Raw genomic sequence first — 17,053 nt, 5'->3', positions numbered from 1 at the left:
TTTGTCTAGGTGCATTTCCCTATTTACCAAACAAGCTAGGCGATTGCCTAGCCGACATTCATCCTCCACTTACCACTGGGCTACGCCCATCACGTGCTTGAAGTGAAGGTCTTCTGTCGGAAAATGATAAAAAGTCATACGAAACTTTATAATTCACCCAACGATGATCACCGAGAGTGGTGGTTGGGTTACTGTTAGATGCTGATCCATCTGTTCCGCCCCAAACCGCCCAATCTGCTTCAATTATGTCATGAGTGATTTTCTGCTGCAGCATATTTCCATGAGCCTTTGCATTCGGAATTTCTAGATCAGTACGTGCTGCACTTCCACTAGATAGCGGTTTAGTTGCTTTTTTCACAACTTCAAAAGCAGCAGTCTGATCAGTAGTATAACGTGGTGTGCCTCCGCGACGATCCACATAATCTCTGCCTTTTTCATCGACAGGATATTTCTTGTATTCAAAGTCATCCGTATATGGTAGTGGCAGTATTTTGTCTTGCGATACATCAACTGGTTGTGATTGATACTCAAAGCCTTTAACTTCAGACTTTTTATCTAATGTTGATATAGTCACAATTGAGTAAGGCTTCACTTCAACTTCATATACACCGTCTTTTGGTGTAATTTTGCTGATATTTTTAAACCAATTCGCATCATAATCTTGTCCTGCATCTGCCCCGCGTGTTTCCCAAACATAGACTGGTGCATTCTCTTTTCCATTTAGATTTTTAGTATGAATCTGATATTTACGTGTCTCCTTTGTATTATTTGCAAAGACCGTTGTATAGTCATCCGTTTCTGGATCCTTTAATGTCATATAATTATGAGTACTCGTTCCGACGTCTACACCGCCATCGAAGAAAGCTCCATCACTAAATGTTGCATCCTTAACATACATCCAGCGCTCATTTTCAGGTGTGGTGTGATCATCATATCCGACAAAGTTCATAACATGACGAACTCCTTGTAACCCACCATCTGCTTCATAAAAACCAGACCATGGATCATACGCACTGATGAGATGCTTCGGATTATAGGCAGAACCTTCATAAAAGGCTGCAACTGAAGGTTGAAAATCAAATGAAACTGCATTAAGCGGATTGCTGCCTGCACCTGTCCATGAATATGCTGATATAATACGCGAGGTTACATCGACAATCCCTGTTTTTCCTCCAAGCCCGTTATAGTTTGGCTCCATATTTTCACGGTAACGAGCATTTATCATTGGGGCAATTCCTTCAGATATCCAAACCTCTTTTTACCATTTTTATAATCTATCCTTTCCCCCTCGCTCAATATATAAAACGAAATAAATCGTTTCGATTACAGCGATTTTAGTCTATTAGTTTATTTCTTTTTTAAGAAAACTAGATTTTCCCTCTTATTCATCAAATACATGAATACCAATAAAAGACTCGTTACAATTAATGGGGCCCTGTTGTGATTGTTTGGGATTTGTATTTACTTTTCTGGTGTTATTCTAAGGAGATGAAATAAGGTAAGTTTGTAAAGGTATTACATTTTTCATAAATTCCTCCCTATATATTTTAAAAGGTGTGTATGTTAGCTGAGTGGGGATTTCCCTCATCAGTTCTAACCCTTTTTCATTCCCTAATAAAACCATGCTTTTCTTAAAGGTTTTCCCTATGTACTACCTGATTTTTTAGAGAAATAGTGTTATCGCTTTCATTATGTCATATTCTCTTTCGTTTTTTATGCCATTATATCGACTTCATTTAACGTTTTTTTTACATCTTCGGCCTGTTAATAAAATGAATATATAATAAATAGAAGGGGCTTATTTCTGCTACCTACAACCTGTTAAAAAGCTATGAAGAAACCAGGGAATGAGAAAATTGCTTTGTTATAGGGTATTTCTACCTAGCTTTTTAAATTATGGTCATGGAAAAACAATACACCCCAATCAACCTTCGTTAATTAGGGTGTATATTTCTTAAAAAACTATAGTTAAAAATGCAAGCAATCTATAAAAATCATTATAGTATAGCAAGTGATAAGCATTCTAAAAAACCATCGTTGCGTTTTTCAGTTCCTCCTTAGCATCAGACTTCACTATAAACTTTTTGGCTCTCCAACGGAATAGAACTAACACCCCTCGCAGTAATTCATCTAAAATCATTGCTGCATAGATACCATACAAGCCCCAACTCATCCAAATTCCTAGGCAGTAAGATAAACCTACGGCAATCACCCACATGGAAACTAATCCAACTATCATGTTAAAGCGGGTTTCGCCTACAGCGTTTAAAGCATTGCCTAAAGCCATATTGAGCATTTTGGCCGGCTGCAGCAGCAGATTAACAGCTAGCAGCGAAACGCCGAGAGATACAATCTCCGAGTCAGACGTAAATAATTTAAGGGCCTTATTTCCAAACCCATACAGTAGGAGCGTATTGACCAAGACTAAGGAAAGCCCGATCCACATCACCCGATAGGCACTCCAGTAAGCCACTTGGTCTTGACCGGAACCATGGAGATGGGCGATGCGAATTTGCCCTGCCATAGCAATAGAGAAGCCAACCAAGAAGCAAAATGACTCTAATGTGTTCATATAAGTTCTTGCAGTTAACTCCTTGGAGCCAAGAATGGCAATAAAAGTAAAGATCACTAACTGAGTAAAACACCAAGATGACATTCCCACCCCTAGCGGCCAACTCAATTTCATAGTTTCTCGAAACAACGGTCGATCAAATATCCGTATATCAGTCCAGCTAAAACGCTTCTGGAAGGATTTCCTAAAGATAACAAACAGAATGATGGTACCTATTATGCGGCTAATGGTTGTAGATAAAGCTACGCCTGTCAGACCCCACGCTGGAAATCCTACAGCACCGTGAATGAAAGCATAGTTCATGAGAACATGAATAACATTGATTCCAATGGCAGCATACATAGGACTGCGTGTATCTCCAGTATTGCGGATCACTGTACTAAGTACAACCATGGCTGCCATAAACACCATGCCTCCGCCAACAATGGAAATATACGTTTTCCCAAGAGGCTGTAGATTCTCAGAAAGCTGCAGCAGATTGGCGATAGGCTCCGCTCCGAAAGCAAGGAGAACACTAAGAGCTGCTCCGATCCCAATACAGATCTTTAAGCCCATCATACTAACGGTACGGGCTTCCTCCTCCTTCTTCGCCCCAAGCTTCTGGGCCACAAGTATCCCGGCACCGCTGGCCACTGCCGCAAACAGAATATTTACCGCATTAAACAACTGCGTAGAAATTCCAATCACTGCAACAGCATCATCAGATACATGACTGACCATCAAGGTATCTGTAGCTCCCAGCAAAAACTGCAAAAGCATCTCAAGAAAAATAGGCCACGCAAGCATCCAAAGCGACATATTTTTTTCTTTACGTATCATCTAACCCCCTCCTACTCCCTCGTTGATATGAAAATCTGTCTTTTTCCCAACGACCTAGTCATTTCACATTATAAAAGTTATACTCTAGGTGATGTGGCAGTTTTTAAACCAAAACTTTCACTTTTCAAACCTGACGAGATTGGAGGTATGGGGACATGTCTATACTTCAGTTTATCGCTCCACCCTTGCCGCACTATATCGCTAGCGGTTTTGGGGTGTTCCAGCCTAATCAAAAACACTTCAATCGCAGGGACCTTGGGTTGTTCGATTTACTGGTCGTTACCCATGGCACTCTTTATATCGGAGAAGAAGATCGACATTATGAGGTATCCGCCGGACATGCGCTCATTTTACGACCTGATCAGCACCATTATCCGACGAAGGGCTGCCGTGAGAAAACGGGATATTTTTGGATTCATTTCAATACAGCAGGGAACTGGAGAGATACGGAAAATTACCCTATAGTACCACAAACGGAACCAATGGGATTTGATGCTTTTACGGTTCAAAGCTTTTCTATGAATATCCCGCAATTTGTCCGGTTATTACAGCCTACAACGGTTTATGAGAAAGTACAGCAATTAAATGATTTGGAGCAGCAATCACATAACAATTGGGCACGTTGGAAGCGACAATTAATCTTTCAGCAAATCCTTGAGCTACTGAATGCCTCTCTTGACCTGAACACGGTGACGCCCGGGGAACAAGTTGCCGATCAGGCTGCTTCTTATCTGCGCAAGCATTACAAGGAGGACATTACAGCTGAAAAACTTGGAGAGGTTTTAAACTTCCACCCGGTTTACATAGCACGCTGCATGCAAAAGCAATTCAGCTGCTCCCCTATCGAATATCTTATAAGGTATCGATTAGAGCAAGCCAAGCTGCTTCTCTTGCGAACGGATCTGCCAGTCGCCCGCATCGCTGAAGAAGTAGGATTTCATCAACCCTCTTATTTCAGTTACAGCTTCGCTAAATACGAAGGCCTTTCGCCACGGACTTATCGAAATCGCTTTTCGAATTACTAGGGTATAGAGTCTTTCAGTAGTTTTTCGCGGGGAAATAGAAGAGGAAAAATTGTAGTCGATAAAATCGGTACCGGATAACCTTGTAGAAATGATGAAAGCCCATTGAAGCCCATAAACGATGTAATATCCCTAAGAAAACCAAGCCTCTTCATTATTCAGAGGCTTGGTTATACATTGTTAGTATCAAATCACAGAATCTAACACTCCCATGGCGTGGAAATGACCGTTTTTATCCCACTTCCAGGGATTGATGTTGTGAATGATGCAGTTTCCAATAGTAACTCTCTCGACTCATTAATTCGCTATGGGATCCTTCCTCTATAATTCTTCCTTTATCGATTACGAGAATGCGAGTCGCATTTTGAATGGTGGAAAGACGATGGGCAATAATAAAGGAGGTTCTACCAGCCAGCAACGTTTCAAGTCCCTTTTGCAAGGCCAGCTCTGTTTCCGTATCAATCGATGATGTAGCCTCATCCAAGATTAATATTTTTGGATCTGCTAAAAGCGCACGGGCAAAAGAGATTAATTGCCTTTGTCCAGTCGAAAGCCTTGTGCCTCTTTCGTTAACCTCCGTTTGATACCCATCTGACAGCCCCATAATAAACTGATGAGCCTGAACCGCTTTGGCTGCTGCAATCGCTTCTTCATCCGTAGCATCCAGCCGTCCATAACGAATATTATCCATAATCGTACCAGAAAAAATAAACGGATCCTGAAGCATGACACCCATTTGTTTTCGTAAGGATGGGATGGTGACTGTGTTAATATCGACACCATCGATTTCAATTCGTCCGCTGCTTACTTCATAAAAACGGCTAATCAAACTGATGATCGTAGTCTTACCCGATCCGGTTGCACCAACAAGAGCAATGGTTTCACCAGGATTCGCACAGAAATTAATGGATTCAAGGATTCTTTCACTATCTTCATATCCAAACATAACATCTTTAAATTCAACTTTTCCTTTGATAGGAAGAAGCTCCATAGCATTTGGACGATCTTTTACTGTCGGTTGTTCATCGATCATTTCGAATATTCTCTCCAAGTAGGCCGTCGCATTAATGATCGCATTGTAGAAATTCCCAATATTAGCGATTGGTGCCCAAAACATTCCAATATAGCCAACAAAAGCAACCAATGCCCCCACTGTTACTCCATTGCCAATCAGGGATATACCGACAACATAAATGAAAGAGGTGGTAATAATAGAAATATTTTCAATTGAAGGCCAAAGCAGAAATTGAATTCGTACTGCCCTCATCCATGAGCTTCGATAACTTTCAGATACCTCATTAAATATCCGTTTATTTTCTGCCTCCCTCGTAAAGGCTTGCGTTACTTTGATTCCATTGATGCTTTCATGAATATAAGCATTCATATTCGATTGCTTGTTACTTAACAATTGCCATGCCTTCCGTTGGGCATTTTTTATCAGCAGGATGACGCCGGCAAGGATGGGAAGCCCAAGCATTGCCATAAGCGTTAACTTTACATCAAGCGCCAACATAAACCCTATAATGACGAAAAGGCTAAATAGATCGGTAATCAAATTAATTAAACCATTTGATAATAAATCACTTAAGGAGTTTACATAGTTTACTACCCTTACTAAAATCTTCCCGTGCGGCCTGCTGTCATAAAATGAGAATGATAGCTTTTGCAAATGGGTAAACAAGTCTTTTCTAATATGGAGAACAACACTATGCCCAATTTGAGACATCATTCTAATTCTATATTTCATGCAAATCCCGGTCATAATGAGGGCGATTAAGTAAATGCCTGCAAGAGCTAACAAACCGGCAACATCCTTCTTCGGAATACTTTCATCAATGGCTTTTTTAATCAAATATGGTCCAATTAAATTTGCACCGCTGGCGATCAGCATGATTAAAACGGTTACAAATATCTTTTTTCTGTACGGCTTCAAATAAGCAAACATTCGTTTTAAATGAATAAAACTAAATGGTGATTCCAACTCTTCATCGACATCAAATTTATTTCGCGCCATTGAGATATTTCACATCCTCACCATTATATTGATGATCAAAATTCCCATTTTGGTTGCTAAACACTCTATAGTAATACCCTTTTTTAGCCAAAAGCTCTTTATGCTTCCCTCTTTCAATGATCGTACCATTGTCCATGACCAGAATTAAATCGGCTTCTCTTACAGAAGAAATCCGATGGGCAATAATAAAACAGGTTTTCTCCATAAGAATAGACTGTAATGTTTGTTGAATCCGGAGCTCTGTTTCCATATCTACAGCTGAAGTGGTATCATCCAGAATTAAAATGGATGGATTTTTTAAAATGGCTCGTGCTAAGGCAATCCTTTGTCTTTGGCCTCCTGATAGACCTACCCCTCGTTCCCCAATAATAGTATCGTAACCATTCGGCAGCTTTAAAATAAAATCATGGGCCTCTGCCATTTTGGCAGCAGATTGGACTTTTTCGAATGAGGCATCCGGGTCACCGTACGCAATATTGCCTTCAATTGTATCCGAAAAAAGAAATATATCCTGCATTACCGTTGCCATACTACCCCTCAATTTAGCTAAATCCCATTCCTTTACACTCAGCCCATCTACCCCTTACGTCCCCGCTCGTCACATCATAAAATCTGCTTAGCAGATTGACTAATGTTGATTTTCCGGCACCCGTTGGTCCAATGATCCCCACTGTTTGACCCGGCATCACTTTAAAGCTGACGTCTTTTAAAACCGGTTCGTCTCCATAACTAAAAGATACATTATTGAAATCTACTATCCCCTTAAGGTGTTTGATCTTGAATCTTTTTGCCTCATTAGTAATTTCAGGTTTTTTATTTAACAGATCTTCTACTTTTTCAGCTGAAGCGATAAACCTTTGAACATCATTTATTAACCAGCCGGCCATCCGCATCGGATTATTTAACGCCCAAATCAAGGAATTAAATGTTACTAACTCCCCCAAAGTAAGAGAATCATTAATGACCATCATTCCTCCAACTAAGAGCATTACAACAGTTAACACTCCTGCCAATGAATCGAGAATAGGCAAATACTTTTCCCAAATCCTTGCGGAGACGAGATTTTTTTCCTTAAAGGCCTCATTTTCCACTGAAAACTTCTCAATCTCATAATCTTCCTTTGCGAAGGCCTTCACGACACGATTTCCGCTAATGTTTTCCTGCACCACTGAATTTAACCTTGCAAACTGTCCTCTGATCTCAGAAAAAGTAGGTCTGACAGTAAAGGACAAACGGGTGGCAAAGAAACCAATAATTGGTGTCACCGCGAGCATTGCCATCGCTAACAGCGGATTGATATAGAACATAAACCCAATGGCGAATACTAAAATGGTTAGATTTTCGAAGATCATATAAATTGTCCATGCGGTAAAATGTCTTACAGTCTCCAAATCACCGGTCATTCGCGCCATGATATCTCCAGTTTTGGTCCGATCGAAAAAACTAAAATCTAATTGCTGCAGACGATCGTACAACCGTTCTCTTATCGTGAATATGACACTTTGGGAAACCCGCTCGAACATTAATTGATAATTATATCGAATGACTGTCTTGATAACGGTTATTCCTATCATCGTCCCCAAAAAGGGCCATAACAAACTATTCTGATGGCCATAAATAACCTTATCAACAATTGTTCCTGCCAAATATGGATTCAGCATATTTAGCATGGAAACAGCTAATGCCAGAAAAAGTCCGCTAAATAATCTAATGCGAAAGTTCCGAATATACCCCCACACCCAACGTATACTTTTCACGATCTCACTTCCCCTCCCCCGCCTTTGATTATTAAACATAGATACACTAAAATAAAAACATTTATGAACTTATTATAGTGTTATAATCAAGGAATAAAATGTAAAATCCTAACAAAAAATTGCACAATCCTAACATTAGAGGAGAAATAAAATGTTACAATTGTTTGCTCCGCCTTTACCGACGCTTCTTGCAGCTGGTAAAAATACGTTTAATATCGGTCAATCACACACAAACCGGAACAAAATTGGTGTTTTTGATTTATTAGTTGTAACAAAAGGACGATTATTCATGGGCGAAGACAGTCATAACTTTAACGTTAGTGAGGGATGTGCGCTCATCCTCTACCCTGATCGACACCATTACTCCACTTCACCTTGTGATGAGATAACCGATTTTTTTTGGCTCCATTTCATTGCCGTGAAAGGATGGCAGGATCTTGCCGTCTCTAAACCTTGTTATTACGAGGACAAAGCAGCTGTGGACAGTGAAAACTTTTTATCTGAGAGCCCGTTTGGGATAACGCTGCCTAAGTATTGTAAATTATCAAATCCTGAGACTGTTGAACTCCTATGCTCAAAAATTAATTCATCAGAAAACGATTCCATCCACTCTGGGGAATGGCAGCGGCAAATGCTCTTTCAACAATTACTCCAAGAACTTTCAAATCATATGCATCTGGCCACATCTCTACCTGTATTCGCAGTAGCAGAAAAAGCAGCCATTTACTTAAGGAAAAACTATGCAAAAAAAGTAACCTACGAGGAACTTGGTTATGCTCTAAGCTTCCATCCTAATCATATTGCAAGATGCATGATCCAGGCCTTTGGCTGTACACCGATAGAATATTTAAATAAAATTCGCATTGATCAAGCAAAGATTTTACTTATTTCAACAGATTGGAGTATTGATAGAATTTCAGAAAGCAGCGGGTTTGCACAATCCGCATATTTCAGTAGAATCTTTAAAAAACTAGAAAAGTTAACACCCAATCAATTTCGAAAACAATATGTAGGAAAAATCCCCGTGAAGAACCATTGATGTACTCCTCATCACTGCCATCTATTCCTCTATTAGGTACTTACGAATGAAAAACACCTTCATCTGAGTCGTTTCATTGCGAGTTGAGAAGGTGTTTTTTATATAATACATTCTATTCAATATAATATCTCTTTACTTATTTATTAGTTTTAGAGTGAATTGCAAGCATTTCCTGTTTATTTTTATTAAACAACTTGCTGCTCTTTCACTCTTACGTCCGTCCCGAAAATCTATGTAAGGTTGCTAATGGACTTGATAGTGAGACATTTTTGTATTTTTAGAGCGAATTGCAAGCATCATCTCTTGTAGCAGCGTAATTTTCTTATCTAATTGCTGACTCATATTGAGTACCTCCGGGTTGGAAAAACCTTTATTTTTTGCCAATTCATACATGTCCAAGCGATCATTCTCTATCCCTTTACTTAGCTCTAATGCATTCCTCAAAATCATTACTCATCCTTCCCTTCTCTCCTTTTTAATTTTTATTGATTCATACACTTCATACTAGTTCGACTCAGACATTCTCTCATTTTGGTCAAAAATCTATTTAATTCTTATCTATTTGCAGGAAAACAATAGAAAGAAAAGCTGCCTTCAATTTCTTTATTAACTACTTCCGATTGTAAGACAAGGCGATACACCGTTTGTTTCTGTTCGTAATGATCTAGTATTTCATGGACTTCCAAAGAAGGTGTAAAACACTCTTTATTCCACTGCAGCTTTACTTCTGCATGTTGACTTTTCCAAACAATATAATGATCTGTTATCTCTGGTTTGAGATAACTAATAAAAGCTTCTTGAACTGCTTCTGGTCTATCGACATACCTAAAATAATCATGCATATGTAATACACACTTACTCTCTTCTGTCTTCCAGGTAAAGCTTCTATAAAATTGTTTTAAATTTGCTAATCCGTATGCTCTTGTGACATCTAAGGTATACGAAATTTCATTTTCATTTATAGACTGAGAAAGAATCTTACACTCATATTGAGCTCCTGACCGTTGCTCTTGTCCTCCAATCACTGGTACAGAGTGTCCTTTAGAGCGGTTATTCAATATTTCATAGCGCTTTTCTCCAAAATAATCTTTTGTATATAATCCAGCTCCAAGATCTACTAAGATATCTTCCCCATTCACATGCAAAATAAAATTCCCTAAATCATTGTGATTATGAGGCTCATTATTATGTCCTCCCTTTATTGAAAAAGCAAATTGATCCATTCCCCTTTGTTCACGATGAATCACCCAGCCTGTGTTAGGCAAATAAAAATGTTCCTGTGTGTCTTCTTGTTCCTTATTCAATCCGTCATCTTCCGTCCATATCACATTCCTAAATATATGCGCCCAGCGATAACAATGATCGAAATGATATCCTGTAATCTCCCCTGTACTAGGAACTTCAACCCCTAACATATTACGAAGACGACTTAATAATCCTGTTGGTAGTGTTTGAGCAGCTTGTCCATCTGAATAACTGACAAAATGATTTCGGGAAAGCTGCGTGCGATAGGGAAAGCAGGCAATCTCTTTTACCCTTGCTGCTGACAATAAATCCAATTTTCCTTCTGTATAGTGATATAGCATATCGGCAAAATAGATATAATAACCAAATCCATATCCCCAATATCCAACCCCTTCAGCACACCCTCCATCTTCTGAAAATCCTTCCATAAAGGATTCCAAGGCACCCAATAATCGAGCAAGCATGCCCGCCACTTTATTTTTATCTTCGACCATGAATAATACAGTCATCCCGATTGCTCCGGCACAAACTGCACTCCAATTGTGTGCGGCAGATTCCCATGTAAATGGTACTGGATTGTAAAATAAAGGCTGCAGAACCCTCCGGTGGATTTCCACTTCTATTCGCTGACCGACCAACGGGTGTAAGCGTTCCCCTATTAGAACATAAATTTCTGCTAACATATGTGCTGTTTCTGCTGCAAATAAATCTACAGTTTCCCAAGGGGCATTTCTTTCATTGGAAAATATACAATCGGCTGTTGGAATATGTGCAGGCAAAGCCCAAGTGAATTCATTACAAACCTGCCAAAGTTCGTTTTCCATGTACGAAACATCTTGAGTATCATCGAGAAAAACTTGGAGAGCTAGTGCACATAATCTTCTCCTCCGTTCAAAATACTGATTTTCAAATGTTTTTCGATCGCCTTGCTCGACATAATTTCGATATCCGTCAAAGCTAATAGATGGAAGGGACGTTACTTGAGCCTTTTTTGCTTCCTCAATGATTTGCTCTCCCAATACTCCTAGGGATTCTATCCGCCATTCTAAGTCACCGAATAGAGTTTTCTTATCTTTTCTTTCATCACTAATTGCTTCAAGAATTTTTTTAAAACTAGTCATGTTCTACCTCTTTCCTATCTTTTCGATATGAACATCTTAATAATTGTATAAAAAGAAAAAAATAAACAGGCAATTAAAGCATTTCATATACCTCATTAAGTTTTATTGCAGATTCAACCAATCTAGCGTTCTTTTCAGCTCCATGCCTATCCTTCCTAACTCATGGAAAAATTAAAAGCTTTCCTCTACAAGTCTTTTTTATGTTATTCTTATCATAATTTTAATAAAGCGTTTTCAATAGCTACATTTTAGGACTTTTTATGAAAAAATTTTACCTTTTCTATAGATACCCAAATATTCCTTCGCCAACTAGCTTTCCCTCGTTAAAGAAGAAAAGGAGCTACCGTAGCAGCCCCTTTACCCCTCATTATTTGAAAAATAAATGCTTTAACATATACTTGCTCAGCTACCTAAAGCAATATGATAGTTTCTTTATTTGCTGAAACATTCGATACGTTAGAATTTCGCATCCAGACATCATCGAACCTATTTTCTTCCTCTGCCAATTAGCAAATGTTATGAATGTAAAAAAATTACCATATTTACATAAAATCAGCACAGCCTTTTATTTTCTACTAAAGTCTTTAACAAAGCTTTTTTTACTGTGTATCCTTATAAATAACTATTATGATTACTCTAAACTAGCGAAGAGCCTGTATGTTCCAGACTCCCCACTAGTAAAAATTATTTTACAAGGGTTTCCATATCATCATTAGACCCTTTGAATCATAAATTCGAATGCCATGTCTTCAGCAGCTTGGATGAGGTGTTCGTCATGTACCGGCGCCCCCCAGCTATCATCTCCACCGACGCCCATCTGCCTGCCGGCTACTGTCACAACCGTATAGTGGACATTTGGCAGTTCATAATGATGCTGGGCATGCTCAAGCTCAAATGCTGTATAAGGCGAAATCGTACACTCAAGTGGATCGGTTACAGAGGAAATTCTGATTCCCTGCCCTTCATGGTTCGTCACACTTACTCGGCGCACTCCCGTACGGTTCCCGGATTCTTGCGGCATGACATAGCCAGACACATTGTCGGGCACAGTGTTTTTAAACATCCCGAGCCTTGCTCCCATCACACGATCCGAATAATTTTCTTCTGGACCCATTGCATACCATTCGAGTTGATCATAATCGGCTGGAATCTTGAAGGCTACCGCAAAGATTGGCATCGGCGGAATATTGTCTGCACCATGATATACCGACTTGACACACACGCTGCCATCCGGATATACCGTGTAACCAACCTTTACCTCAAGCTCATTATTGAGTGGTAATTTGTAAGTAAAGGCGACACTAACAGCATCTGTCTTTTCCTCCACACCAATCGCAACACACTTGCGCGACAAGCTAGCCGCGTACCAGAGTCCTGAATGGAAACCTTGTGAATAGCCTCTATCATTATCAGTAGTGGCTCTCCAGAATAACGGTGCGGGAGGAGTTGCTATCATTTCCCTACCAGCATAATTTAATGAAATCAAACTTCCTACTTGCTTCGAGAACATAACCGTGAAATCCCGACCATGAATCCCAATATTCACATCACCATGTACAACTCGTAAGTCTCCTTTTACAGGATACAGATTGTTCTGCCCCGCCTGAAACACAAACTGTCCAAACGCAATCTCATGCCCTGCATCTGCCCAGAGTGTATTTTCCTTCAGATTCAACGAAGTATGAACGCAATACTCCCCGGATTTGCTCATGATATCGACCGGCCACGTAAATTCGGCTCGGCCCTCGCTCTGAGGTGCCACAGCCAGATTCAGCTTGTTTCGATATAATTCCTGGCCTTCAAGGAAAAGGATATATTCCAAATGATGATCAGCTGTATTAGAAAAGAGGCTTTCATTCAAGACGGTTACACCAGTTTGATCAGGCACTAACTTGAAGTCTTGATACAAATATTTTACTTCCTGCATCTTTGGTGAAAGCTCTCGGTTCGCATACACGATTCCATTCGTGCAGAAGCCGTAATCTGTAGGTCGGTCGTCAAAATCGCCGCCATAGGCTAAGAATTCTTTTCCGTAACGATCCTTTTTGATAACGGCTTGATCAATATAATCCCAGATAAAGCCGCCTTGGTACATCGGATACTTTCGCTCTAAATCTGTATATTTGTACATACCTCCAAGCGAATTTCCCATCGCATGCATATACTCGCAGCTAATATAAGGCTTCTCTGGATTTTCTGTTAAATACTTTCTCAATGTCCGCTGGCTTTGCATACATGCGGCTTTCCATATCGCTCGTATCGTTATAATCTCGTGCATGAAATACACCCTCGTAATGAACAAGACGACTTGGATCAACTGCCTTGAAATATCGAGAAACGTTCTACTAGACGATGATAATAGGAGCTAAATACGGATGGGTGTGAATTCACCGCAATGATTATCATTGCCATTTGATGGAGAACACGACGTGCATCTCGAACACCGCTAAAGGTCATTCTCGTGCCCTTTACGGATGTCCCTGATTGTTTATTTCCAGCCGAAACACCGAGATACTCTTTGAACTCTTTGTATGTACTAAATCGCTCAACGTCACCAATAGCTCCGAATTCCACACGACAAGGGTATCACGAGTACCGTCCCCCAAAGGGAAGCTGCGAAGGCTGCCCTTATGCTAGGAAAAGGGATCGAGTCCTTCGTATTTCCGTGTATCAAAATGTATATGATCGTCTGCATTCTCAGCGTCTTTCCCCACGGGGGAAAGTTCTGCGTTCTGTTCGACCTTCTACTGTTGAAAGAAGTTTTGCAAAAAGCAAAGAACTTCACAGGTTTCGCTTCGCACGCTAGCGTGAAGTTCAGAAAGTTACAATCCAAGTTTTGATGACCGCTATATTACAAAACTTGAAAAAACGGACCAAATTGCGTTTGCTGCGCGAATCTGGCATAGATTTAAGTTACCAAAAAAAGAAAAAGAAAAAAGATAGTCCATAAAAAATCTCGGAAAACCTCGAGATTTTTTTATGGACTACTTCTTTTTTCAACAACGTGTAATCCCTCTACTGAGATAGTAGAGGGATTGCTGCTATTTCCATTGTATTGTACGCCTTTATTTTATTAACACTGTTGTATTTGCAGGGATTACTAATGTTTCTTGCTCTTTCTTCGCCCCCTTTTCACTAGAGAAAATCAATTTTCCTTTATTTGAAACCTTCAATGTAACTGGCTGATTTGAAATATTGTGATACACTTGGATAGAGTTTTGTTTATACGTACGGCTATAGGCAATGACTTGTGGATTGTCCACTTGCAGCGACTGTAAATCTCCTTTGACAAGTTCTTCATGCTGCTGGCGAACACGAATCATTTCCCGATAATGATTTAATAGTGAGTCTTTTTGCTTGTTTTCTGCCTCTACTGATATTCCATTATGGCCTGTGTTGTAAACCGGTGTTTCCCAGCTTGTTTGGCCTATTCCGTTTCCTTCATACCAGCGGAACGGCTCACGAATTAGTTCATCTGGCTTTTGGCCTGTCATGCCAAGTTCTTCGCCATAATAAATAAATGGATTACCAGGGAGAGTTAGCAGGATGGAAGCTGCCGACTTCGCTTTATTTACATCTCCACTTAATTCACTCATCACCCGATTTTGATCATGATTTGTTAAGAATATCCCATCAATTTTATTTGGGTTGTATGATTTAAACATTGCATCCGTGGCAACAGCTGCTGTGGCCACCCCTTGATCAGTGCCGCTTTTAACAGAATTAACAATTTTCTCAGCTAAGTCGAAGTTAAATGTAGAATCTAACGATTGATAATATGGAGCGACTACTTCTGGCTTATCCCATACTTCACCAACTAGATATGTATTTGGATTCGTTTCTCTCATCGCGTCGCGGAATTCATTCCACCATTCAATATTTTTCTTTGCTCCCTCAGGGGTTTGGCCTTTGAAGATATGCATGGCCGCATCTAGACGAAAACCATCAGCTCCTTGCTCAAGCCAAAACTTCCCGACGTTAATCATTTCTTCTTGTACTTTAGGGTTATCATAGTTTAAATCCGGCATACCTTCCCAAAATGTTGCGTAGAAATACTCTCCGTTGGATGCTTTGTGCCATACCTGTTGACCCCATGGGCCTTTTTCGTTTAAATCTGTATTTTTATCGGCCCAAATATAATAATCATGGTATTTGCTATTTTTATTTTTTAACGCATCAACAAACCATGGATGTTCATTGCTTGTATGATTGATGACGAGATCCATTATTACCTTCACATTGCGTTTATGTGCTTCTGCCGTTAGCTTACGAAAATCTTGCAAGCTTCCATACTGAGGATCAACATTATAGTAGTCTGTTACATCATATTTGTGATAACTAGGTGAGGGGTTAATGGGCATCATCCAGATCCCATTCACTTGGAGGTCATTCTCCGTTGCTGGATTTCCGTCATTTAAGTAGTCAAGTTTCTTTGTGACGCCTTTTAAATCACCATGGCCATCACCATTCGTATCATAAAACGAATTTACATATAGTTCATAGAAAACACCATTTTTATTTCCCGTTTTTGTTGTTTGTCCCTTATCGCTATGTAACGTTTCTGCATAGGTACCTGTTGATAAGCTAAGAACTAGCGGTAAAGATAGTGCCAAAGTAGTCCATTTTTTCCCTTTCATACTTCCATCCCCCTTGAAATATGAGCAACCGTTTGCATAAATTTTTAAAGATTCTCGAACTGTTAGCAAAACGTAAAAAGCCTGATAATCATGAAAAGTCCTTTATATTCACAAAATAAACTACTGACATACATGTTTTTTACACTTTAAGACTGTGAAATTTCCCATTCAACCTAGCCGAAAACTTTAGGAATAAAGTGTAAGGACAACTACGCTTCTGCCTTCGCCTAACGGCTTACCAATCAGCGAGTTTTCTTTATCCTGAGTGCAAGAAAGTCTCTCTCATGATCATTATCACCTCACTTTAGGAAAACGTTTGCACAATTTGCTGACAATGGAAATATAACACGGATGGAAAGCGTTTGCAATACCTAAAATGTTAAAAATTAACTCATGTGATACATGTAGAGGGTCATCTAACGGATAAGGTGATCTTTTCTCAGGCTAAATGAAAAAACCTTTAAATTTAGTTGCTTCATCAATGGAATAATATGTAAAATTAATGGAAACATACAGAAAGTCCCAGACTTAGTTGTAAACACGTTGCTTAGCTTAAGTCGTCAAAAACAAGGAGTAAATCATAATGACTTCTTCTTATAGTAAGATTCACTAGCCAATTCATGAAAATAAAAACGTGAGTCGGCTTTTTCATGTGAAAAATGCTTCTATTTACGAGTAAAAAACCAGCCCATGGCTAGGCCGGTTAACATAAGATTCGAAAGCGGAAATCGATGTATTTAGAAATCTATAAAGCCTTTTCAATTTCGTTGTTGCTCCAACACTCAGTAAGAGGAACCAACAGTGAAACCAAAAGAAACCGTACAGTA

Annotated in this window: 10 protein-coding genes and 3 pseudogenes; 3 read left to right on the top strand and 10 right to left on the bottom strand. The window is 39.5% G+C overall.

Annotated elements, in window-relative coordinates:
- Positions 1 to 58: 58 nt before the first annotated feature.
- Both AAHB12_RS17750 and AAHB12_RS17745 read right to left on the bottom strand, forming a co-directional pair.
- Positions 59 to 1,246: a hypothetical protein gene (locus AAHB12_RS17750; RefSeq protein ID WP_342046314.1), complete on the bottom strand. Its 1,188-nt coding sequence runs from the start codon at positions 1,244 to 1,246 to the stop codon at positions 59 to 61.
- A gap of 777 nt (positions 1,247 to 2,023) precedes the next feature.
- Complete coding sequence (locus tag AAHB12_RS17745) at positions 2,024 to 3,391, bottom strand: MATE family efflux transporter (protein ID WP_342046270.1); 1,368 nt, start codon at positions 3,389 to 3,391, stop codon at positions 2,024 to 2,026.
- A gap of 260 nt (positions 3,392 to 3,651) precedes the next feature.
- Between AAHB12_RS17745 and AAHB12_RS17740 the strand changes: the two genes are divergently transcribed.
- Positions 3,652 to 4,416, top strand: a complete 765-nt coding sequence (locus tag AAHB12_RS17740; protein ID WP_342046269.1) for a helix-turn-helix transcriptional regulator — start codon at positions 3,652 to 3,654, stop codon at positions 4,414 to 4,416.
- 229 nt (positions 4,417 to 4,645) lie between these two features.
- Here AAHB12_RS17740 and AAHB12_RS17735 read toward each other — a convergent pair whose 3' ends face one another.
- Both AAHB12_RS17735 and AAHB12_RS17730 read right to left on the bottom strand, forming a co-directional pair.
- Positions 4,646 to 6,427 (bottom strand): ABC transporter ATP-binding protein, encoded by a 1,782-nt coding sequence (locus tag AAHB12_RS17735; protein WP_342046268.1) that lies wholly within the window; start codon positions 6,425 to 6,427, stop codon positions 4,646 to 4,648.
- A pseudogene (locus AAHB12_RS17730) lies at positions 6,414 to 8,184 on the bottom strand (ABC transporter ATP-binding protein). The gene AAHB12_RS17735 and the pseudogene AAHB12_RS17730 overlap by 14 nt, the downstream one beginning before the upstream one ends.
- A gap of 151 nt (positions 8,185 to 8,335) precedes the next feature.
- On the opposite strand from AAHB12_RS17730, the gene AAHB12_RS17725 reads away from it, so the two are divergent.
- On the top strand, positions 8,336 to 9,223 hold the full coding sequence (locus AAHB12_RS17725; protein ID WP_342046267.1) for a helix-turn-helix domain-containing protein: 888 nt from the start codon (positions 8,336 to 8,338) through the stop codon (positions 9,221 to 9,223).
- A 243-nt stretch (positions 9,224 to 9,466) separates the two neighbouring features.
- On the opposite strand, the gene AAHB12_RS17720 is transcribed toward AAHB12_RS17725, so the two are convergent.
- From AAHB12_RS17720 to AAHB12_RS17705, 5 genes and pseudogenes are all read right to left on the bottom strand, one after another.
- The gene (locus tag AAHB12_RS17720; RefSeq protein WP_342046266.1) at positions 9,467 to 9,673 is read right to left on the bottom strand and encodes an aspartyl-phosphate phosphatase Spo0E family protein; all 207 of its coding nucleotides are present in this window, start codon (positions 9,671 to 9,673) and stop codon (positions 9,467 to 9,469) included.
- 104 nt (positions 9,674 to 9,777) lie between these two features.
- Positions 9,778 to 11,589 (bottom strand): heparinase II/III domain-containing protein, encoded by a 1,812-nt coding sequence (locus AAHB12_RS17715; RefSeq protein ID WP_342046265.1) that lies wholly within the window; start codon positions 11,587 to 11,589, stop codon positions 9,778 to 9,780.
- A gap of 712 nt (positions 11,590 to 12,301) precedes the next feature.
- A complete protein-coding gene (locus AAHB12_RS31865; protein ID WP_446715580.1) occupies positions 12,302 to 13,099 on the bottom strand; it encodes a beta-galactosidase small subunit in 798 nt (265 codons plus the stop codon).
- 156 nt (positions 13,100 to 13,255) lie between these two features.
- A pseudogene (locus AAHB12_RS31860) lies at positions 13,256 to 13,868 on the bottom strand (glycoside hydrolase family 2 TIM barrel-domain containing protein); the annotation flags it as partial.
- A gap of 58 nt (positions 13,869 to 13,926) precedes the next feature.
- A pseudogene (locus tag AAHB12_RS17705) lies at positions 13,927 to 14,154 on the bottom strand (transposase); the annotation flags it as partial.
- On the opposite strand from AAHB12_RS17705, the gene AAHB12_RS31855 reads away from it, so the two are divergent.
- Positions 14,051 to 14,395: a transposase gene (locus AAHB12_RS31855; RefSeq protein WP_446715578.1), complete on the top strand. Its 345-nt coding sequence runs from the start codon at positions 14,051 to 14,053 to the stop codon at positions 14,393 to 14,395. The pseudogene AAHB12_RS17705 and the gene AAHB12_RS31855 overlap by 104 nt on opposite strands.
- Before the next feature lie 259 nt (positions 14,396 to 14,654).
- On the opposite strand, the gene AAHB12_RS17695 is transcribed toward AAHB12_RS31855, so the two are convergent.
- On the bottom strand, positions 14,655 to 16,226 hold the full coding sequence (locus AAHB12_RS17695; RefSeq protein WP_342046264.1) for an alpha-amylase family glycosyl hydrolase: 1,572 nt from the start codon (positions 16,224 to 16,226) through the stop codon (positions 14,655 to 14,657).
- Positions 16,227 to 17,053: the final 827 nt, after the last annotated feature.

This window comes from Bacillus sp. OTU530, assembly GCF_038440375.1.
This window is presented reverse-complemented; position numbering and strand designations above follow the sequence as displayed.